This is a genomic window from Okibacterium endophyticum (genome assembly GCF_054780075.1).
On the sequence record NZ_BAAGXA010000005.1, the window covers coordinates 559,573 to 580,760 of the forward strand.

Below are 21,188 nucleotides of genomic sequence, written 5' to 3' on the forward strand. Positions count from 1 at the left end.
CGGTAGTCTTGAGACATGGCAGAACGCACGCCCTGGTCACTTTCGGGCGCACTGAAGGGGATGTTCCAGAAGGCCACCATCGATGAGGGAACCTGGGACGACCTCGAGTACGCACTCATCTCTGCGGACTTCGGGTCAGAGGTGACCGAGGCCGTCATCGACGAACTCAGGGCGAACGTCGCACGCTACCGCACAACCGATCCGAAAGACCTGCAGCGGATGCTCCGCGAGACGATCGAAGAACGCCTGTCGCGTTACGACACAACACTCACCCTGAGCGAGCGCCCCGCCGTTGTGCTCGTCGTCGGCGTCAACGGCGTCGGCAAGACGACGACCATCGGAAAATTCGCGAAGTTCCTCGCCACATACGGACGAAGCGTTGTGATCGGCGCTGCCGACACCTTCAGGGCCGCGGCCGTCGAACAGGTTGCGACCTGGGCGGAGCGCGCGGGGGCCCAGATCGTCCGGCCGCAGCAACAGGGCCAGGATCCGGCATCCGTCGCGTTCCAGACCGTGGAGTTCGCCGTGCAGAACGGCATCGAGATCGTGGTGATCGACACGGCGGGGCGGCTGCAGACGAAGGGCGGGCTGATGGACGAGCTCTCGAAGATCCGCCGAGTCGTCGAGAAACAGGCTCCGATCGCCGAAGTGCTGCTCGTGCTCGATGCCACGACGGGGCAGAACGGTCTCGCTCAGGCAGAGGCGTTCATTCAGCACGCGGGTGTCACCGGGCTCGTGCTCACGAAGCTCGACGGGTCGGCGAAGGGCGGTTTCGTGCTCGCCGTGCAAGAGAAGACGGGCATTCCCATCAAACTCATCGGGCAGGGTGAGGGCATCAACGACCTCACCGGATTCACACCGCACGTCTTCGCGCAGAAACTGGTCGGCTGATGGCCTCGGTCGAGCACGACTTCTTCGGACTGATCGAAACGGATTCGGACGGCGCGCTCTACTGGTCTGAGACCGCTGAGGTCGGCGATCAGGTCATCGACCTCACGCTCAGCGTTCCTGGGGGTGTGAGCGTCGCAGAAGACGCCCTCGACGGTGCTGCCGGCATGGTGGCCACGCTCGACGATCTCGACCTTCGTGCCCGAGAGGCGATGCTCGCTCAGCTGGACGCGAGCGGCTCGGACGTGGCGGAGTTCATCGCCACGAGCGTGGACGAGCTCGGCGACGATCTCGAAGACCTGCTCGTCGACCACTCAGGAGACCGTGAGGTCGATGTCATCAGGTCGCTTCAGCTGATGAGGGTGTCGCTCCACCCGCACCAGACCGGAGAGGGTGACCCCTTTGTGAGCCTCGAGTTCGCCCTCGACCCCGACGGCTCAGAGCTCGCGCTGGTCGCGCATCTCACCGTGCGCGGTGAGACGGTGAACGTCGAGCTGCTCGGCTGAGAGATCTCAGCCGACCGCCTGTGCGAAACCCTGTGCTCCCTCTGCGAGGTGCAGCAGTTCCCGGGGAACCTGCCTGCCCGATCGCTGCATCGAGCCCGCCCAGAGCCTGCCGGCCCGATACGACGATCTGACGAGCGGGCCGGCGAGCACGCCGAGAAACCCGATCTGCTCGGCCTGTGACCTGAACTCGAGAAACTCTTCCGGCCTGACCCAGCGGTCGACGGGCAGGTGCCTCGGCGTCGGGCGCAGATACTGCGTGAGGGTGATGATGTCGGTTCCGGCGTCGCGCAGGTCGTGGAGAGCCTCCGTCACCTCGGCCGATGTCTCGCCCATGCCCAGGATGAGGTTCGACTTGGTGATCAGCCCGGCACGCTTCGCCTGCGAGATGACGTCGAGGGAACGCTCGTACCGGAAAGCGGGTCTGATGCGCTTGAAGATGCGTGGCACCGTCTCGACGTTGTGCGCAAAGACCTCTGGCCGCGACGAGAACACCTCGGCGAGCAGATCCGGGTTGCCCGAGAAATCGGTGGCGAGGATCTCGACCCCCGTTCCCGGATTGCGCGCATGGATGGCCCGGACGGTCTCGGCGTGCAGCCACGCCCCTTCGTCTGGCAGGTCATCGCGAGCGACGCCGGTCACTGTCGCATAGCGCAGCTGCATGGCGGCGACGGATTCCGCGACGCGCCTCGGTTCGTCTCTGTCGTAGTCGGCGGGTTTGCCCGTGTCGATCTGGCAGAAGTCGCAGCGTCTTGTGCACTGTGCGCCGCCGATGAGAAACGTCGCCTCCCTGTCCTCCCAGCACTCATAGATGTTGGGACACGCTGCCTCCTGGCAGACGGTGTGCAGCTGCTCGTCTTTCACCAGTGCCTGCAGGCGGCGGTACTCCGGTCCCGTTCTCAACGTGGTCTTGATCCACTCGGGCTTGTGTTCGATGGGTGTCTGCGCATTGCGCACTTCAAGCCTGAGCAGCTTGCGCCCGCCTGGTGCTCCGGCCATCGTGTCGGCCGTCGTCGCGCCCGTGCCCCCGCAGGCGCTCATACCGGAACCCGCGCCGGCGCAGCGCCGAACGCCGCGGCGACGGCATCCGCCAGGTCCGCCGGCGTCACCGTGCGGCCCAGGGTGAGGCTCACGGTCGTGACCCCCGCATCACGGATGCCGCACGGGACGATCTGTGTGAACGGCTCGAGGCTGTTGCTGCAGTTGAGGGCGAAACCGTGCATGGTCACGTTGTCGGAGACCCGCACTCCGATGGCGCCGATCTTGTTGTATCCGCCGGGGGAGTCCACCCAGACGCCCGAGCGTCCGCGCACGCGCTCGCCGGTGATCCCGATATCTGCGAGCACACCGATGAGTGTCGACTCGAGGCGACGCACATAATCCACGACCGGTTCTGCGAGCCGGACGATCGGGTATCCCGTCAGTTGCCCGTGGCCGTGCCAGGTGATCTTTCCGCCTCGATCGACATCAACGACGGGAGCCCCGTTCGCCGGTCGCTCGTCGGGCAGCGTACGTGTTCCGGCCGTGAACACCGGCTCGTGCTCGAGCAGGATCAGGGTGTCGGGCGAGGAACCGCTGACGACATTCCGATGCACTCTCCGTTGAAGGGCCCAGCCCACGTCGTATGGAACGAGATCGGGGGCGAACCCCGCTGTCAGAAGCTCGGTCATGGCAGCACGATAGCATTAATAGACTCAGTCCAATAAGTCGCCTCTTCTCTGTCTGCTGTCGAGAGGCGAGTCGATTTAGTCGCGAGAGGCGAGTCGATCTAGTCGGCCATTTCTCGATTGGCTAGCTAAACTGGGATCAAATGGCTACTTTCGGAAACCTCTCAGATCGCCTCAGCGACACCTTCAAGAATCTTCGCAAGAAGGGCACCCTGTCGCCGGCGGATGTCGACGGCACCGTTCGCGAGATCCGTCGCGCGCTGCTCGATGCCGATGTCTCGATCGATGTTGTGAAGGCCTTCACCGGGCGTGTGCGCGAGCGCGCGCTCGGCGACGAAGTCAACAAGGCTCTCAACCCGGCGCAGCAGGTCGTTCAGATCGTCAACGACGAGCTCATCGGCATTCTCGGCGGTCAGCAGCGGCGGCTCGAGTTCGCGAAGAACCCCCCGACCGTCATCATGCTCGCCGGGCTCCAGGGCGCAGGCAAGACGACGCTCGCTGGAAAGCTCGCGAAATGGCTGGCGAAAGACGGACACACACCGCTCCTCGTCGCCGCCGACCTGCAGCGACCGAACGCCGTCACCCAGTTGAGCGTGGTCGCCGAGCAGGCCGGGGTCGCGGTGTACGCACCCGAGCCAGGCAACGGGGTCGGCGATCCTGTCAGGGTGGCGAAAGACGGCGTCGCATACGCGAAGACCAAGCAGTACGACACGGTCATCGTCGACACGGCCGGCCGTCTCGGCGTCGACGCCGAGCTGATGAAGCAGGCCGCAGACATCCGTGCCGCCGTCGACCCCGATGAGGTGCTGTTCGTCATCGACGCGATGATCGGTCAAGACGCCGTTGCGACGGCGAAGGCGTTCCAGGAGGGTGTGGACTTCACCGGCGTGGTGCTGTCGAAGCTCGACGGCGATGCACGCGGCGGAGCAGCGCTCTCCGTGGCTTCGGTCACGGGGCGCCCGATCATCTTTGCGTCGACGGGTGAGCGACTCGACGATTTCGAGCCGTTCCACCCCGACCGCATGGCGAGCCGCATTCTCGACCTCGGCGACATCCTCACCCTCATCGAGCAGGCGCAGCAGGCGTTCGACGAAGAAGAGGCACGAGCGGTCGCCGAGAAGTTCGCGACGGACAGCTTCACCCTCGACGACTTTCTCAAGCAGATGCAACAGCTCCGCGGAGCGGGTTCGATCAAGAAGATGATGGGCATGCTGCCCGGCATGGGCCAGATGAAGCAGCAGCTCGATGCGTTCGACGAGAGCGAGATCATCAGGACAGAGGCGATCATCCAGTCGATGACCCGGGCGGAACGGGAGAACTCCAAGCTGCTCAACGGCTCGCGCCGGCTGCGGATCGCGCGCGGATCCGGAACCACCGTCACCGAGGTCAACCAGCTCGTGAACCGCTTCGAGCAGGCCGCGAAGATGATGAAGACCGTCGCAAAGGGCGGCACACCGAACATTCCGGGGATGGGGCCGATGCCCGGCGTGCGTGGTGGTGGCGGCGGGCGCAAGCAGCAGCCGAAGAAGAAGGGGTCGAAGTCGGGGAACCCCGCGAAACGCGCGGCCGAGAACGCGGCACTCGCCGCGGGGCCGGCGAAACCGACGTCGGCCGGGGGTTCCGGGTTCGGACTGGGTTCTTCCGGAGCGGACGCGCAGACCCCGCCGAACGAAGAAGAGCTCGCCGCCCTGCAGAAGTTCCTGGGGCGATGACGGCGTCGCGTCATCTGACGACGACCTCGACCAGGCGTATGCGCATCGGCGTTCACGGTCGGCATCAGCGGGCCGGACGACGACCTTGCACGAGTGAAAAGATGGCTCCGCCGGCGTGACACGGTCAACGGCTGAACGACGCCTGTCACACGATGGAGAATTATCTGCCAGAATAGACAGCTGAGACTGTGCTCGTCCGACCCTCTAATCAGGCCGCACAGCATCCAAAGAGCTTTCTGAGCCGAGTGTGCCCCCACGCAGCCGGTTCAAGCACAACACATCACAACATTTCAGGAGAACTGTGTCCGTCAAGATCCGATTGAAGCGCCTCGGCAAGATCCGCGCGCCCTACTACCGCATCGTCGTCGCCGATTCGCGCACCAAGCGCGACGGCCGCGTCATCGAAGAGATCGGCAAGTACCACCCCACAGAAGAGCCGTCGTTCATCGAGGTCAACTCGGAGCGCGCCCAGTACTGGCTCTCTGTCGGGGCGCAGCCGACGGAGCAGGTCGCCGCGATTCTCAAGCTCACGGGCGACTGGGGCAGGTTCACGGGTGACAAAGACGCCGTGAGCACTGTCAAGACCAAAGAGTCGAAGGTCCAGTTCGTCGCAGACGAGAAGAAGAAGCCTGTGCTCAAGCCCAAGGCTGAGAAGGCTGAAGCTCCCGTCGCCGAGAAGGAGGCTCCCGTAGCGGAGCCTGAGGCGGAGACCACCGAAGAAGGCACGGCGTAACCCTTGCTCGCATCAGCTCTCGAACACCTCGTCAAGGGGATCGTCGACAACCCGAACGACGTTGTCGTCGCAGCGAAGAGCTCACCGCGCGGTGAGGTCCTCGAGGTTCGTGTGAACCCCGAGGACCTCGGCCGTGTCATCGGAAGGGCCGGCCGCACCGCGAAGTCCCTTCGCACACTCGTCGCGGCTCTCGCCGACGGTCACAGAGTACGCGTAGACGTCGTCGACACCGACGCCTGAAGTGAGCACCGAGAAACCGTCTCAGACCCAGTTGCGGGTCGGCAGGCTCACGAAGGCGCACGGGCTCAAAGGAGCGATCAAGCTCGAGCTCTACACCGACGACCCCGACACGCGGTTCGTGCCAGGGGCCGTCTTCACCCTGCAGGTTCCGTCCACGTCACCGTGGCACGGCACGTCGCTCACGCTCAAGGAACTCCGCTGGTACAACGCACAGCCGGTCGGTTTCTTCGAGGGAGTCGACGACAGGACAACAGCTGAGTCCCTGGCAAAGGGGATTCTCTGGATCGATCATGATCCGAACGAGGCGTCGACTGAAGAAGACGCCTGGTTCGACCACCAGCTGATCGGGCTTGACGTGCTCAGAGACGGCGTCTCGGTCGGCTCCGTGGCCCGTGTCGATCATCTGCCGGCGCAAGACCTGCTGATCGTGAAGACCGCAAACGGCGAGGTCATGGTGCCGTTCGTGAAGGCGATAGTGCCATCGGTCGACGTCGAGGCGCGAACAGTGACCATCACACCGCCGCTCGGATTGTTCGAGGAGCTGCCCTCGGCTGCCGAGACCGAAGCAGAACCGGGCACGGACCACACCGGCGGCGATGCACCCGCGGCGTCAGCGGCGGAGCCCGATGAGCCCGCCACACCTGACTCCGATTCAGATCCAGAGGCCGAAACCCCGCGGTAGCCGTTTGCGCACCGTCCGTTTGCGCACCGTCCGTCGTGCGCTTTCTTCTGAACAGATCGGCCGGCGCCAGATCGGACACCGCCGCTACACGGCGACGTCGGATGCTCCCGTCGGCGCCACGTGGGCGAGCAGCTCAGAGATGCGCCCCCTGCATCCGCCGCATCCCGTTCCCGCTCGTGTCGATCTGCCGATGCAGGCGACGGTGGTGTTTCCCTCTTCTGCCGACCGTTCGATCGCCCCCACTGTCACTCCGTTGCACCAGCACACCGTCGCATCGGGCGCGAACACGTCGGTCGCAGACGCGGAACCGGAGTCAGGTCCGTCAAGGCGCAGCAGGATCGACCGGTCGGCCGGCAGCTCACCGGAACGCTCGAAGAGCAGAGTGAGCTCGGCAGCGGTCCTGGGCATCCCCACGGCGACGAACCCCTCGAGCACACCCTGCCTGGTGACCATCTTCACGTAGCGCCCGTGCTCGGGATCGGCCCACTGGGAAACCCGGCGCGGCGCTGCATGCTGCTCGATTCCCGCCGGATGGGGATGCTCCTCTTCCCAGGGATCGGCAGACACGTCACCGACAGCGACCACATCGATGTTCTCGGCCTTCAACATCACAACTGACTGCCTCTGGGCCGGCGCCGTGTCGCCCCTCGCACCGGCATCCGCCGTGTCGGCGCCCGCTGCCCTGGCGTCTGCCGACAGACGTGACGCAAGCCACTCGGCCTGCCTCCACCCTGGGCCGATCAGACCGCTCGGCCCGCCGGCGAGAACACGCTCGTGCGCGCGTTCCGGCGTCTGCTCGATGACGTGCGCACAGTCGCCGATCGCATAGATCGCGTCGTCTGACCACGATCGCAGGTCCGGGCCGACGACGATTCCCGCCGCCACACGCAATCCGGCCAGAGCGGCCAGGTCCGATCGTGCGTTCACCCCGCATGACAGCAGGAGCAGGTCGCCCGGGATGCTCTTGCCGTCGGCCGTGACCAGCGCAGAGAAATGCCGTCCGCCGCCCTCATCTGTGCTGAAGAGGATCGCTTCGGCCCGACTGTGCGCGACGACGCCCACACCGGATGCTCGCAGAGCAGACGTGAGAACCGTGCCGCCTCCCCGATCGAGGTTTCTCGGCATCGGGAACCCGCCGTGATGCACAACACACACCTCGGCTCCCTCGGCGGCTGCCGCAAGCGCGATCTCAAGGCCGAGAACACCGGCGCCGAGGATGACGATGCGGCGCCCCGAGCGCACCGCACGCTGCACTGTGATGGCGTCATCGAGATCACGGAGCACGGTCACTCCGCTCGGCAGCGGATCATCGTGGACCCACACCGAGCTGTCTGCGCGTTCGAGACCCGCGAGGTCCCGGCGCACGCGGGCCACCCCGTCGAGAGTCGGCACGTTCGCACGAGCGCCCGTCGCCAGCACGAGCCTGTCGTATGCGACCGCCGACCCGTCGTCGAGGTGCACACGCCGTTGCCGCCTGTCTATCGACGTCACGCTGACACCCGTGCGCACGGATGCCCCCGCGCGTCTCAGATCATCGCCGTCCACCATTGTCATCGCCTCGACGTCTGTGCGGCCGACGGCGTACTCGGCGACCAGCACGCGATTGTAGGCGTCTGCCTTCTCCTGACCGATGACGGTGAGCGTGACATCGCCAGACGTCACCGCGGGAAGGATCTCTTCGGCGAATCGCGCCCCGACGGGCCCGAACCCGACCACCACAACACGTGTCGGGGCGCTCATGCAACACGCACCCGGGTGATCGGGCGCACAAAGACCGAGGCGGTCTTGAAGTCCGGCATGCCCGAGACGGGATCGACGGCATCCTGTGTGAGCATGTTCGCCGAGTGCTCGTCCGGGTAGTGGAACGGGACGAAGACCGTGTCGTGCCGGATGTCCCCGGTCACGCGCGCACGAGCGCGGATCAGACCGCGCTCGTTCCCGATCTCGACGAGATCGCCCTCTGAGATGCCGAATCGCACGGCCGTCGCCGGGTGCAGCTGAACGAACACCTCTGGCTGCGCTCTGCGCAGTTCATCGACGCGCCTGGTCTGGGTGCCGGACTGGTACTGCTCGAGCACCCGCCCGGTGACGAGCGCCACGCTGTCGCCGGTGTACAAGGACTCGGCCTTCGGGTGCGGGGCGACTGCGATCAGCGAGGCCCGGCCGTCCGGGTGGGCGAACGATTCGGTGAAGAGCCGCGGCGTGCCCCGTGAGCCCGCCGGGTACGGCCAGAACACATCGTCTGTGCGATCGAGCAGGTCGTAGCTCACACCGGAGTAGTCGGCTATGCCACCTGCGGACGCCAGCCTGAGCTCCTCGAAAACGGACTGCGGATCGTCGCTGAACGTCGAGGGCGCCTCCAACCGCTCAGCGAGCTCCCTCATCACCCACAGCTCGGTCTTCACCTCGCCGGGTGGGTCAACGGCACGGCGGCGCCGGATGATCCGGCCCTCGAGCGAGGTCATCGTCCCCTCTTCCTCCGCCCACTGGGTGACCGGAAGCACGACGTCGGCCATCATCGCCGTCTCTGAGAGAAAGAAGTCGCACACCACAAGCAGGTCGAGGCGTTCGAGTGCTGCCCTGACGCGTGTCACGTTCGGGGCAGAGACGGCCAGGTTCGACCCGTGCACGAGCAAGGCCATGATCCCCCCTGGCCTGCCGAGTTCCTCGAACATCTCGACAGCCGGAATGCCCGGGCCCGGGATCGTCTTCTCGTCGACGCCCCAGACCGCGGCGACGTGCCGGCGTGCAGCAGGGTCGGTGATTCTGCGATAGCCGGGCAGCTGATCGCATTTCTGTCCGTGCTCTCGCCCGCCCTGGCCGTTTCCCTGACCCGTGAGCGTGCCGTAGCCGGAGCCGGGCCGCCCGGGCAGGCCGAGGATCAGGCTCAGATTGATGGCGGCTGTCGCGGTGTCGGTCCCGTCCACGTGCTGCTCGACGCCACGACCGGTCAGGATGTAGGTTCCCGCTCCGGAGGCGAGTCGCCTGGCGACCCTCCGAAGGTCATCGGCTGGAACGCCTGTCGTCTCCTGCACGCGCTCGGGCCACCACAAGCTGACGCTTCGTCTGAGGGCCGCGTATCCGTTCGTCCTCTCGGCGATATAGGTCTCGTCTGTCAGCTTTTCGGCGATCACGATGTGGATGAGGCCGAGAAGAAGCACGAGATCGGTGCCAGGCGCGGGTTGCAGGTGGATGCCCCGGCCGTCGTCGGTGAGTGTGACGGTTGCCGATCGGCGAGGGTCGACGACGATCAGCCCTCCGGCCGTCTGTGCGCCACGCAGATGACCGATGAACGGTGGCATCGTTTCGGCGACGTTCGAGCCGAGCAGCAGCACCGTGTCGGCGCTGTCGAGGTCGTCGAGGGGGAACGGCAGACCCCTGTCGACGCCGAACGCTCGGTTTCCGGCGGCCGCAGCCGACGACATGCAGAAGCGCCCGTTGTAGTCGATTCGGCTTGTGCCGAGTGCGACGCGGGCGAACTTTCCGAGCTGATACGCCTTCTCGTTCGTGAGGCCGCCTCCGCCGAACACCCCGACGGCATCGGCGCCGTTCGCCCGGCGGATGTCGCGAAGGCGAGAGGCTACGCGGTCGAGGGCGTCATTCCACGAGACCTCGCGGAATGCGCCGCGCGCATCTCTGACGAGCGGCGAGGTCAGCCGGTCGTCCGCGACGAGCACATCGGGCGACGTCCAGCCCTTTTTGCAGAGACCGCCTCTGTTCGTCGGAAAATCGCGGCCCGTCACCGTCACCGGGAGCAGTCGCGAACGGGGCGTCTGAGCGGAGTCGTTTGTGGTCAGCGTCATCGCACACTGCAAGGCGCAGTACGGGCAGTGCGTCGCGGTGGTCTGTGCGACAGATGACTCGGCCATGGCTCGCCTTTCGGATCGGTGAATGCTGAGAGCGGGTCGGTCACAGGCGCTGGCCGGACAGCGAGGGGTTGCGGCGAACGTAGAAGAACCAGGTGAGTGCGAGCAGAACGAGATACGCACAGACGAATCCGTAGAATGCCGGCGCATATGTGCCGCTCGATGAGTGCGAGACGTTGAGGATCTGCGGAATGATGAATCCGCCGTAGGCACCGATGGCCGAGATCAGCCCGAGTGCCGCTGCGGCTTTGCGCTGTGTGGTCATGTCAGCGCCACCGCTGTGAGCGTTGCCGGCGCCCGCACGGGCGGCGAACACGCTCGGGATCATGCGATAGGTCGAGCCGTTGCCGATGCCAGACGCGACGAAGAGCAGCAGAAAGAACACCAGGAACAGCCAGAAGTCAGCGAACGGAAGTGTCCAGACGACGGCAAGAGCGCCGACCGCCATCACCGCGAACGAGCACATCGTGACGAGAGCGCCGCCGAAACGGTCGGCGAGTCGACCGCCGAATGGCCGTGCGAGCGATCCGACGAGTGCACCGAGAAACGCGAGGGACATGGATGCCGTTCCGACGGCGAAGCTGCCGAACGACGGGAACTGGTCGGAGATGAGCTTCGGAAACACACTCGCGAAGCCGATGAACGACCCGAAGGTGCCCACATAGAGAAGCGAGAGCATCCAGAGGTGCGGTTCCCGAAGGGCTGCTGCCGAGCCGGCGAAGTCCGCCTTCGCCGATGACAGGTTGTCCATGTAGCGGTGGGCGCCGAACATCGCGACGAGAATCAGGGGCACCCAGATCCAGCCGGCGAGCGGAAGGTTCAGCGTTGCGGCGGCGCCGACGGTGACGATGATCGGCACCACGAACTGCGCCACCGCAGCCCCCAGGTTTCCCCCGGCGGCGTTCAGGCCCAGGGCGTAGCCCTTTTCACGCTGCGGATAGAAGAACGTGATGTTCGACATCGAGCTGGCGAAGTTTCCGCCGCCGAGACCGGCGAGGGCGGCAACGCCGAGCATCACGGCGAACGGGGTCTCCGGATTGCCCACGCACAGCGCCAGCGCAACGGATGGTATCAGGAGCAGGCCTGCCGAGATGATCGTCCAGTTGCGCCCGCCGACCTTCGGCACCATAAACGAGTACGGGAACCGCAGGGTGGCGCCGACGAGGCTCGGCATCGAGATCAACCAGAACGTCTCGGCAGTGGTGAAGGTGAACCCGGCCTGGGGGAGCATCACCGCGACGATGCTCCAGAGCTGCCAGACGATGAACCCGAGGAACTCGGCGAAGATGGACCAGGCCAGGTTGCGGCGGGCGATCGCGCGTCCGCGTGTGTTCCAGAACGCGGTGTCCTCTGGGTCCCAGTTGTCGACCCAGCGCCCCGGGCGGAACGAGAGCTCGCGTGGGTACTCCGCGGTTGTGTGGTCCTCTGAGACAGGACCGGTGAGGTGCGTTGTCATCGTAAGCTCCCCGTGTGTCGGATCAACATGTGTTCGTTGGTGATCCCGACGGTATTCGCCGTGTGTTTCGGGTCGTCGTTCGACGCGTTAACGCAGGATCACGTCGTTCTCACAGCCGACGGACCCGGTCGCAAGGGTCCCGCCACAGGCGCGTCATCTGACGCGCGTGACCGCTTTGTCGTCAGACGTCGAGTCGGTAACCGCGCTTCACCACAGTGCTGATGAGCCCGGGAACGCCGAGGGCCTGCCGCAGGCGGCTCACCGAGACCTCGAGCGCGTGTTCGTCTGCCCCGCCGGGGAGCGCGGTAGCGAGCGCCTGTCGTGACACGACGGCGCCATTCGCCGTGACCAGAGTGCGGAGGACAGCACTCGCCGACGGTGACAGTGCGACCCTGCGCCCGTCGACCTGCGCGATGCTGCCCCTCAGCTCCACGTCGCCGTGTCCGGTGTGTGCGCGCAGGGTTCCGAATTGTTCGAGATGCTCGCACACCAGCCGGATGAGGGCGCCCATGCGGTAACGCTCGGGAACGATGGGTGTGATGCCCATGGCGATCAGTCCTGCGGCCGTCACGGGCCCGACGGCTGCGGTGAGAACACCGCTCTGGAGCGCGCGCTGAAGGGGAATGTCGTCGCCTCGCCCTTCAGCAGCGTGGAACAGCGCGTCGACGGAGGGCGCGCTCGTGAACGTGATCACGTCGAGGGACCCGGCGATCGCCTGATCGATGAGACGCCCGACCCTGTCGTCCGTGGAATCGGGATCCGTCCACCTGTACGGAGCGACAGTGTGGACCTCGGCGTGCACCGAGCGAAGCCGGTCCAGCTGGGCCTCGTCCGTGTACCCGTGGAGCTGGACGGCGACACGGAGCCCAGGCTCGAACTCGGAGAGCACCTTGGTGACGAGCGATGCGGTGGTCTCTTCGTCGCTCATGCCGACGTCGTTCAACCCGGCGGCGCGGATGGCGCCGCGCGCCTTCGGACCGCGCACGAGGATCGCGGTCGCCGAGAGCGCGTCCACGAGCTCGTCTCCGAGCCCGGCGGCGTCCGCCACCTCGAACCACCGCCCGATTCCGTACGAGGTGGTCGCCAGAAGGATGTCGGGCCGGGCGGCGATGATGTCACGTGTGTCGTCGATCAAGGGCTCGTCGTGCTCGGCGTGCGCGATCCTGAGCGTCGGAGCATGCAGCACCTGGGCTCCCCGGCGCTCAAAGGCATCGATGAGGTCCTGCGACCGGCGATCGCTGGTCACGCCGATGCGGAAACCCTCGAGCTGGTCCGCGCGGAAACCGGGAACGGCGCGCGTGCCGTCGTTCATTCGAACGCCGCCATCCGACGGGCCCTCGCCATCAGATCGTCTGCACTGAGATCACCTTCGTAGGCGAGCGCGACGACCTCGCCGATCACGAGCACGGCAGGCGACGTCACGCCAACCGAGGCGGCGACGTGCACAGCCGTCCCGAGATCCGCGATCGTTGTGCGCTGCGCAGCGCTGTATCCGTTTTCGACGATCGCGACGGGGGTCTGGGGGTCACGTCCGTGACGCAACAGGCCCTGGGTGAGCGTCGGCAGCGTGGCGACCCCCATCAGCACCACGAGGGTGCCGCCCAACTCGGCCAGACTCCTGTGCTCGCTCTCAGAGAGGGGGGCATGACCGCTGACGACGGTGAACAGATGGCTGACGCCGCGGTGAGTCAAGGGGATGCCCGCTGCGGCCGGAACGGCGACAGCGCTCGTCACACCGGGGAGCACGGTGACCGCTATGCCGTTGCGATGACATGCGAGCACCTCTTCGCTTCCCCTGCCCAAGACGTAGGGGTCGCCGCCCTTGAGACGGACCACCCGTTTTCCGTGGCGAGCGTGCCGGATGAGCGTCTCTTCGATGGACTCCTGCCCGACCGTGTGGTGACCGGGGCGTTTGCCCACGTCGACGAGCTCGGCATGGGGAGCGAGCTCCCGCAGCCCATCGTGCGGGGCGAGCCTGTCGTAGAGCACGACATCGGCGTGGCGGAGGGCGTCGACAGCGGCTACGGTCAGCAGGCCGGGCGCTCCTGGTCCGCCCCCGACGAGGGTGACGGTGCCCAGGCCGGCAGTGCTGACATCGCTCATCGCGTCCCTTCCCGCACAGACCCGCTGGGCCTTATAGGAATAGTAGGCCCTGCGACAAAGACGACGTCGCCGCTTTCCCGCTCATCCGCGGTCGCGGGGCGCAACTGCCCGCGCTCCTCGACACGTGCGACGGTGTCGTCAGGTGTTGTGGGGGCGTTCACGAACGGCCGGAACCGGCGCAGGCGCTCCGGGTCTGCGAGCGTCGCCGCCCACTCGTCCTCATAGGTGTCGACGTGCGCAGACATGGCCGTCTCGAGCTCGTCTGCAAGGCCGAGCGAGTCGTCGACGATCACGTCTCGAACGTGATCGATCCCTCCGTCGAGGTCTTCCATCCACCTCGCGGTGCGCTGCAGCCGGTCGGCCGTGCGGATGTAGTACATCAGGTACCTGTCGATGTAGCGGATGAGGGTCTCATCGTCGAGGTCTCCGGCGAGGAGCTGTCCGTGTGACGGCTGGAAACCGCCGTTCCCGCCCACGTAGAGGTTCCACCCTGTGTCCGTGGCGATGATGCCCACGTCTTTGCCCCTGGCCTCCGCGCACTCGCGTGCGCAGCCCGACACCCCGAACTTGAACTTGTGGGGGGCTCGCAGGCCGCGGTAGCGCAGTTCGAGCTGCACGGCCATGCCCACGGAATCCTGCACTCCGTACCGGCACCAGGTCGAGCCGACACAGCTCTTCACATTGCGCAGTGACTTGCCGTACGCCTGGCCGGACTCGAACCCGGCGTCGACGAGTCTCCTCCAGATCTCGGGGAGCTGGTCGAGCCTGGCGCCGAACATGTCGATGCGCTGCCCGCCGGTGATCTTCGTGTAGAGGTTGAAGTCCGTGGCCACCTGGGCGATAACGGCGAGCTTCTGCGGGGTGATCTCGCCGGCCGGGATACGGGGGACGACTGAGTATGTGCCGTCCTTCTGCATGTTGGCCATGGCCCTGTCGTTGGTGTCCTGCAGGGTTCCACGCCCGGCATCCAGGATGTAGTCCCCGTGCTGGCTTGCGAGGATGGATGCCACAGCCGGCTTGCAGACGTCGCAGCCCCTGCCCGTGCCGAACCGTTCGATCGTCTCGTCGAATCCGGTGAGCTGATACACGCGGATCGTCTCGAAGAGCTCCTGCCGTGAGAGGTCGAAGTGCTCGCAGAGCGCCCGCGACATGGTGATGCCCGATTTGGCGAGTTCGGACCCGAGCAGCTTCTTGACGAGCGGAACGCAGGAACCGCACTGTGTGCCGGCGCGGGTGCAGCTCTTGAGCTCGGTGAGGTCGGTGCAGGCCGCCGTGTGCACGCCGTTGATCGTGTCCCGAATGGTGCCGGCGCTGACGTTGTTGCACGCGCAGACCAGGGCGGCATCCGGAAGCTCGTCGCCGGCCGGAGGTTCCATGCCGGACGCCGAGAGGTAGGCTGCCGGCTCGCTCGAGAGCTCACTCCCCAGCATCGGGCGAAGAGCCGCATACGGCGCAGCGTCACCGACGAAGATGCCACCGAGAAGGGTCTTGGCGTCGTCGGTCATCACGAGCTTCTGATAAAGCCCGCGTGCCGGGTCGGCATACACGATCTCGAGAGCGTGCTCGCTGGTGGCGAGTGCGTCGCCGAAACTCGCGACGTCGACGCCAGAGAGCTTCAGTTTGGTCGCGTCGTCGACAGTCGTGAACCGCGCCGAGCCGCCGAGCAGCCGGTCTGCGACGACCTCGGCCATCGCATTGGCCGGGGCGACGAGCCCCGTGCACCGGCCTTCGAAGCACGCCACCTCGCCGATGGCCCAGACGCCGGGGTGTGACGCCCGGCAGTCACTCCCGATCACGATCCCGCCGCGCTCGCCGAGCTCGAGACCGGCGGCCCTGGCGAGCTCGTCCCTGGGGGTGATGCCGATCGCGAAGACCACGAGATCAGCGCCGACCCGCTGACCGTTCGAAAGAGCGACGGCCTCGACTGTTCCGGCGTCTGAGGTCAGGATGCTGCGGGGGCGGGTGCCGAGATGGAGCCCGATTCCCTGCGCGGCGATGATCCGCCCGAGAGCCCGCCCGGCGCCCTCGTCCAGTTGGGCCGACATCAGCCACGATCCGGAGTGCACGATGCTGGAATCCGCCCCTCGCCTGGAGAGGCCGCCGGCGGCCTCGAGGCCGAGGAGTCCTCCGCCGGCGACGAGGACCCGCGCCGGCCGGCCGAGGTCGGCGCCCATCCTGTCGACCTCGGCCGCCAGATAGTCGACGTCGTCGATGGTGCGATACACCTTCGCGTGCTTGTGCCCCGTGATCTCGGGAACAGGCGCAGACGATCCGGAGGCGAAGACCAGCTCGTCCCACGCTAGTGTGCTCCCCGCCGAGGTGACGATCGATCTCGCCTCGAGGTCGACGTCCGTGACGCGCTCGCCGAGGATCAGGTCGATGTGGCCGTGGTTCCACGCGCCTGTCGGTTCAAGGGTGAGGTCGGCGTCCTGTTCAAGGCGTTTGCTCAGAGCGACCCTGTCATACGGCCTGTGCAGCTCTTCGCTCACAACCGTGACGTGGAGCGAACGGTTCTCGTCGCGCGACGCGATCGCGTCGGCGAACCGGTGAGCGGCAGGACCTCCGCCGATCACCACGACCTCTCGAACGTCGTTGCCTGCCGGCATGTTCTCGTGTGTTCGGCTCTGCGTGGTGTCTGTCATGGCGCGGCCCGCCTCTCATCTGATGCGGCGAGCCTACGTGCGAGGGATTTCGCGACAATTTCTCGAATGTAACCGCGGGTTGTCCGGCGACGCACAGCGCACGGTGCCGGATGAGAGGGCGGTTTCACACGGGCGAAACATTCGAGCTGCCTCGGCGAAACACACGACGCCTAACGTCGGATCAACCTCTCGTCCGCCGGGCCCATTCACCGGCCGAACCCATTCATCACATCGAGCAGCGACAGTCACATCGAGCACCGACAGAGCGACAGTCACATCGAGCACCGACAGGAAGGCCGATTCGTATGACGATGATCAGCACGCATTCAGACAGCGAACTGCGCAACACCCAGGTGCACGCCTGGGAGCGGGTGTGCGGAGTCGACGATCTCGAACCCGCATGGGGAGAGGTCGCCCTGATCGGCTCACAGCAGATAGCGATCTTTCTGCTCGCACCCGACGAGGTGTACGCGGTGTCTCACCGGGATCCGCACACCGACGCGAACGTGATGGCCCGTGGCATCGTGGGGTCGCGTGGTGAGCGTCCGACGGTCGCCTCGCCGCTGCACAAAGAGGTCTACGACCTCGCCACCGGTGAGTGCTTCACCAACCCCGACCTGGTGCTCGGCACCTACCGGACACGAGTCGTCGGCGGGTTCATCGAGGTGGAGCTGGCCGCATGAGCCTTGTTCTCGAGCGCACAGCCGCCGATGTCTCGACGGCGCTCGTCGCGGTGTCTCACGGAACCTCGTCCCTCGACGGTCAGCGCGCCGTCGAAGCGCTCACAGACGCGGTCGCGAGCCTTGTTCCCGAACGACGCGTGACAGCGGGGTTCGTCGACGTGCAACACCCGGATGTGCCTGTCACCCTCGGCGGGCTTGCAGCCGACCAGCCGGCGGTGATCGTGCCCGTGCTTCTGTCTGCGGGTTACCACGTGCACGTCGACCTGGCCGAGGCGGCAGCAGACGCAGGGCGCTTGGCGCGCGTCTCGAAGGCGCTCGGGCCCGACGATCGTCTTGTGCGCGTGCTCGTCCGGCGTCTGCGCGCCGCGGGGCTGCGGGCAGACGATCAGGTGGTGCTCGCCTGTGCCGGGTCGAGTGATTCCCGGGCGGTCGCGGACTGTGCGGAAACCGCGCGCCGCCTCTCGCTCAGGCTCGGGCGAGACGTTCGAGCGGGCTTCATCTCGGCGGTCGAACCCGAGCTTTCGCAGGCGGTCCGCGAAACCAGGCAGGAGCATCCGGGCGCGCGGGTGATCATCTCGGCCTATCTGCTCGCGCCGGGGTACTTCTACGATCTCGCCGTCGCCGCGGGCGCGGACGCGATCACCCAGCCACTGCTGACGGCCGACGGCGAACCGCCCCACGAGATCGTGTCGATCGTGTGTGATCGCTTCACCGAAGCGAGAGAGGGCCACGCGCTCTCGTAGACTCGCTGCATGCGCATCGACATCGTCACGATCTTCCCCACGATCTTCGATGCGCTCGACATCTCGCTCCTCGGCAAGGCGAGGCAGAGCGGGATCATCGACCTCGCCGTGCACGACCTGCGTGACTTCACCCACGACCGTCATCGCACCGTCGACGACACCCCCTATGGCGGTGGCGCCGGAATGGTGATGAAACCGGAGCCGTGGGGTGAGGCGCTCGACCATGTGCTCCGCCCCGCCGCCGCATCCGCTGATGACCTCGCGGGGGCTCCTGCGGACGAAGACCCCCTGGTGGTCTTCCCCTCACCGGCGGGCGACGTCTTCACCCAGAGCATGGCCAGGGAGCTGAGCGGTGAGAGCCGGCTCGTTTTCGGATGCGGGCGCTACGAGGGGATCGACCAGAGAGTCTTCGACCACACCGCGGCACGTGCACGGGTGCGCCTCGTCAGCCTGGGGGACTATGTGCTCAACGGGGGAGAGGTGGCTGTGATGGCGATGGTGGAGGCGATCGCCCGGCTGATTCCGGGTGTTGTCGGCAACCCCGAATCGCTGGTCGAGGAATCGCACGAGAACGGGCTTCTCGAGTACCCGAGTTACACCAAACCGTCGTCGTGGAGGGGGCTCGACGTTCCGCCCGTGCTGTTGAGCGGGAATCACGCGGCGATCGCGGCGTGGCGGCACGAGCAGCAGCTCGAGAGAACACGTCGGGTGCGGCCGGACCTGCTCTGAGCACGCCCGGTCGAGGGGGAGCGATGCTTCAGCCCGCAGCGAACCTGAGACGATCGGGGTCATCTGCCGACCAATCTCCCAGCCCGTCGCAATATGCTCGCCACATGATGATTCGCCGCGCATTCCGCTACTGGATGTTCATCGCGTCGGTTGCGCTGCCGATCTGGCCGCTGATCGGCTGGGCGGTCTTCGGTGACAGCGGCTGGGAGTTCCTCGGCCTCATCGTCGCCATGCCCATCCTGTTTCTCGCCCTGCTCGCCGTGTCGCTGCTGATCCTCGCCCGGCCGGAGGTGCGAGCGGGCACGGGCGTGTCGTGGCCGGATGTCGCTGTGCTGACCGCATGGCACGTCGCCGTCATCGGATTCGGACTCTTCGGGGCATCGTCCTCGCTCTTCGCCGTGCTGGGGGTGGTCGCGGGGCTCGCCGCGTTCTGGCTCGCGATCTGGGAGCTGGTTCGCGGTGCCGCGCGCCGGACACGTGCGACGTTCGCCGAATTCGAACGCCTCGCGCAGCAGTCGCCGGCAGGCGCGCCGAGGCGCCCGGACGACGGCGGCGAGTTCATCGTGATCGAGGAACACCCGCGCCGGCCCTGACTGCTTTGCCAGAAACCCCGCGGCATGGCAGAATGGACGATTGTGCCGCTACCGGACTCTGCCACAGGGGAGCCCGTGCACGAAGCGGCGACACTCATTCAGACAATTATTCGTAGTCGACCTGTGGCGGGTACAGAGAGCGAAACATCATGCACATCCTCGACCACGTCGATGCAGCCTCCCTCAGGTCGGACATCCCGGACTTTCGCGCCGGTGACAACGTCAAGGTGCACGTGAACATCATCGAGGGCAACCGCTCTCGTGTCCAGGTCTTCCAGGGTGTTGTGATCGGCCGCTCCGGTGAAGGCGTCCGCGAGACGTTCACCGTCCGCAAGGTCAGCTTCCAGGTCGGTGTCGAGCGCACTTTCCCGGTGCACTCGCCGGTGATCGACAAGATCGAGCTCGTCACGCGCGGTGACGTTCGTCGCGCCAAGCTGTATTACCTGCGCGAGCTGCGCGGCAAGAAGGCGAAGATCAAAGAGAAGCGCGACAGCTGAGCTTTCCTCACGCGTCATCTCTCCGAGCTCCTCACCGATAAACTGGTGGGGAGCTCGGGCGGTTAAATGACAGACAACACGATTTCGGCAGACGATTCGACTGCCAGGGTGCGGCAGCGACCACGCAAACGCGGCGCACTGTACTTCTTGCGCGACATCCTCGTGATCTTCGTCATCGCGCTTGTCGTCTCCTTTGTGATCAAGACCTTCCTCGTGCGGTCGTTCTATATTCCGTCGTCATCGATGGAGCACACCCTCGAGATCAACGACCGGATCCTGGTGAACCAGCTGGTTCCCGACCTCATCGGAGTCGAACGAGGCGATGTCGTCGTCTTCAGGGACCCAGGCGGATGGCTGCCGGTGCAGCCGAAGGCGCAGCAGTCGCCGTTCGTCGTGGGCGCGGAGTGGGTTCTGTCGCTTTTCGGACTCAGCTCTCCCGACAACGACGACCACCTCATCAAACGGGTGATCGGCCTCCCCGGCGACAACGTGGTCTGCTGCAACGCGCTCGGCCAGATGTCGATCAACGGTGTTCCCGTGGACGAGCCCTATGTGAATCTGCCCAATGGCGTCTCGTCGGTGTCGAAGGACGACTTCGACGTCACCGTCCCAGAAGGCGCACTCTGGGTGATGGGCGACAATCGATACAACTCGAAGGACTCCCGTTACAACCGAGAGCAGCCCGGAGACGGCTTCGTGCCGCTCGAGAACGTCGTCGGTCGCGCTTTCGTGATCAACTGGCCCGTTGACCATTGGGGATGGCTCGGCAATTACCCCACTGTCTTCGGAGGAGTGCCGGATACGAAATGAGTGTTGTCGACCCCACTGACGCCCTCGAGCGCGAGTTCTTCGCAGCGGGCACCCGCACCGTGATCGGCTGCGACGAGGTCGGCAGGGGGGCCGTCGCCGGCCCCGTCGCCGTCGGCATGGCTGTGATGACCGCCGACTGCGGACCACACCCGGCCGGGCTGCGTGACTCGAAGCTCCTCAGCGAGAAGCGCCGGGTGGCTCTCGAGCCCCTGGTGTGCAGATGGGTTCCCCACCACGCCGTCGGTATGGCCGACGCGTCCGAGGTCGACGAGGTCGGGATCATCGCCGCCCTCGGACTGGCGGGCAGACGGGCACTGACTCAGCTTCATGAGCGGGGTGTCGACGTGATGTCGAGTGTGATCCTGCTCGACGGATCGCACAACTGGCTGGCGCCGGTGCTCACCACACCGCTCGACGTGCGGATGCGCATCAAGGCGGACAGGGACTGCGTGTCTGTGGCCGCGGCATCCGTCATCGCCAAGGTGCGGCGCGATCAGCTGATGATCGAACACGACGCCGTGATGCCCGGCTACGGCTGGAGCGGGAACAAGGGATATGGAAGCGGTGAGCACCTGGCGGCGATCGGGCGCCTCGGCGCCACGGAGCTTCACCGGAGGAGCTGGCTGTCCGTCAACGCGTAG

Annotated in this window: 21 protein-coding genes; 13 read left to right on the top strand and 8 right to left on the bottom strand. The window is 66.1% G+C overall.

What is annotated here, in order from left to right:
* Positions 1–15 precede the first annotated feature (15 nt).
* Both ftsY and ACYVF5_RS06905 read left to right on the top strand, forming a co-directional pair.
* Positions 16–891: a signal recognition particle-docking protein FtsY gene (gene ftsY, locus ACYVF5_RS06900; RefSeq protein WP_460944669.1), complete on the top strand. Its 876-nt coding sequence runs from the start codon at positions 16–18 to the stop codon at positions 889–891.
* Positions 891–1,394: a DUF2004 domain-containing protein gene (locus tag ACYVF5_RS06905; RefSeq protein WP_460944672.1), complete on the top strand. Its 504-nt coding sequence runs from the start codon at positions 891–893 to the stop codon at positions 1,392–1,394. Before ftsY ends, ACYVF5_RS06905 begins: the two co-directional genes overlap by 1 nt.
* A gap of 6 nt (positions 1,395–1,400) precedes the next feature.
* On the opposite strand, the gene lipA is transcribed toward ACYVF5_RS06905, so the two are convergent.
* Positions 1,401–2,390: a lipoyl synthase gene (lipA, locus tag ACYVF5_RS06910; RefSeq protein ID WP_460945301.1), complete on the bottom strand. Its 990-nt coding sequence runs from the start codon at positions 2,388–2,390 to the stop codon at positions 1,401–1,403.
* A gap of 38 nt (positions 2,391–2,428) precedes the next feature.
* Complete coding sequence (gene lipB / locus ACYVF5_RS06915; RefSeq protein WP_460944674.1) at positions 2,429–3,061, bottom strand: lipoyl(octanoyl) transferase LipB; 633 nt, start codon at positions 3,059–3,061, stop codon at positions 2,429–2,431.
* A 140-nt stretch (positions 3,062–3,201) separates the two neighbouring features.
* On the opposite strand from lipB, the gene ffh reads away from it, so the two are divergent.
* The 4 genes from ffh (at position 3,202) to rimM (ending at position 6,425) form a co-directional block, all read left to right on the top strand.
* On the top strand, positions 3,202–4,770 hold the full coding sequence (ffh, locus tag ACYVF5_RS06920) for a signal recognition particle protein (protein ID WP_460944676.1): 1,569 nt from the start codon (positions 3,202–3,204) through the stop codon (positions 4,768–4,770).
* A 301-nt stretch (positions 4,771–5,071) separates the two neighbouring features.
* Entirely contained in the window at positions 5,072–5,503 is a 432-nt protein-coding gene (gene rpsP / locus ACYVF5_RS06925; protein WP_460944678.1) for a 30S ribosomal protein S16, read from the top strand.
* Positions 5,504–5,506: 3 nt separating this feature from the next.
* Positions 5,507–5,743, top strand: coding sequence for an RNA-binding protein (locus ACYVF5_RS06930; protein WP_460944680.1), 237 nt, complete (start codon positions 5,507–5,509; stop codon positions 5,741–5,743).
* A gap of 1 nt (position 5,744) precedes the next feature.
* Complete coding sequence (gene rimM, locus ACYVF5_RS06935) at positions 5,745–6,425, top strand: ribosome maturation factor RimM (protein WP_460944682.1); 681 nt, start codon at positions 5,745–5,747, stop codon at positions 6,423–6,425.
* 84 nt (positions 6,426–6,509) lie between these two features.
* Here the strand turns inward: rimM and ACYVF5_RS06940 are convergent, their stop codons facing one another.
* The 6 genes from ACYVF5_RS06940 to nirB form a co-directional block, all read right to left on the bottom strand.
* On the bottom strand, positions 6,510–8,165 hold the full coding sequence (locus tag ACYVF5_RS06940) for an FAD-dependent oxidoreductase (protein ID WP_460944684.1): 1,656 nt from the start codon (positions 8,163–8,165) through the stop codon (positions 6,510–6,512).
* Entirely contained in the window at positions 8,162–10,294 is a 2,133-nt protein-coding gene (locus ACYVF5_RS06945) for a molybdopterin oxidoreductase family protein (RefSeq protein WP_460944686.1), read from the bottom strand. Before ACYVF5_RS06945 ends, ACYVF5_RS06940 begins: the two co-directional genes overlap by 4 nt.
* A 40-nt stretch (positions 10,295–10,334) precedes the next feature.
* Entirely contained in the window at positions 10,335–11,747 is a 1,413-nt protein-coding gene (locus tag ACYVF5_RS06950) for an MFS transporter (RefSeq protein WP_460944688.1), read from the bottom strand.
* A 181-nt stretch (positions 11,748–11,928) separates the two neighbouring features.
* Complete coding sequence (locus tag ACYVF5_RS06955) at positions 11,929–13,059, bottom strand: uroporphyrinogen-III synthase (protein WP_460944690.1); 1,131 nt, start codon at positions 13,057–13,059, stop codon at positions 11,929–11,931.
* Positions 13,056–13,850, bottom strand: a complete 795-nt coding sequence (cobA, locus tag ACYVF5_RS06960) for a uroporphyrinogen-III C-methyltransferase (RefSeq protein WP_460944692.1) — start codon at positions 13,848–13,850, stop codon at positions 13,056–13,058. Before cobA ends, ACYVF5_RS06955 begins: the two co-directional genes overlap by 4 nt.
* Entirely contained in the window at positions 13,847–16,492 is a 2,646-nt protein-coding gene (gene nirB / locus ACYVF5_RS06965) for a nitrite reductase large subunit NirB (protein WP_460944694.1), read from the bottom strand. The genes cobA and nirB overlap by 4 nt, the downstream gene beginning before the upstream one ends.
* A 311-nt stretch (positions 16,493–16,803) precedes the next feature.
* Between nirB and nirD the strand changes: the two genes are divergently transcribed.
* The 7 genes from nirD to ACYVF5_RS07000 all read left to right on the top strand — a co-directional run bounded on the left by nirD (position 16,804) and on the right by ACYVF5_RS07000 (position 21,188).
* Entirely contained in the window at positions 16,804–17,175 is a 372-nt protein-coding gene (gene nirD, locus ACYVF5_RS06970; protein WP_460945303.1) for a nitrite reductase small subunit NirD, read from the top strand.
* Complete coding sequence (locus ACYVF5_RS06975; protein ID WP_460944696.1) at positions 17,172–17,918, top strand: sirohydrochlorin chelatase; 747 nt, start codon at positions 17,172–17,174, stop codon at positions 17,916–17,918. The genes nirD and ACYVF5_RS06975 overlap by 4 nt, the downstream gene beginning before the upstream one ends.
* 9 nt (positions 17,919–17,927) lie before the next feature.
* Complete coding sequence (trmD, locus tag ACYVF5_RS06980) at positions 17,928–18,647, top strand: tRNA (guanosine(37)-N1)-methyltransferase TrmD (protein WP_460944698.1); 720 nt, start codon at positions 17,928–17,930, stop codon at positions 18,645–18,647.
* Positions 18,648–18,751: 104 nt separating this feature from the next.
* Positions 18,752–19,240 (top strand): hypothetical protein, encoded by a 489-nt coding sequence (locus tag ACYVF5_RS06985; protein ID WP_460944700.1) that lies wholly within the window; start codon positions 18,752–18,754, stop codon positions 19,238–19,240.
* A 149-nt stretch (positions 19,241–19,389) separates the two neighbouring features.
* Entirely contained in the window at positions 19,390–19,737 is a 348-nt protein-coding gene (gene rplS, locus ACYVF5_RS06990; protein WP_460944702.1) for a 50S ribosomal protein L19, read from the top strand.
* A gap of 66 nt (positions 19,738–19,803) precedes the next feature.
* Positions 19,804–20,547, top strand: a complete 744-nt coding sequence (gene lepB / locus ACYVF5_RS06995; protein WP_460944704.1) for a signal peptidase I — start codon at positions 19,804–19,806, stop codon at positions 20,545–20,547.
* A complete protein-coding gene (locus ACYVF5_RS07000) occupies positions 20,544–21,188 on the top strand; it encodes a ribonuclease HII (RefSeq protein WP_460944706.1) in 645 nt (214 codons plus the stop codon). The genes lepB and ACYVF5_RS07000 overlap by 4 nt, the downstream gene beginning before the upstream one ends.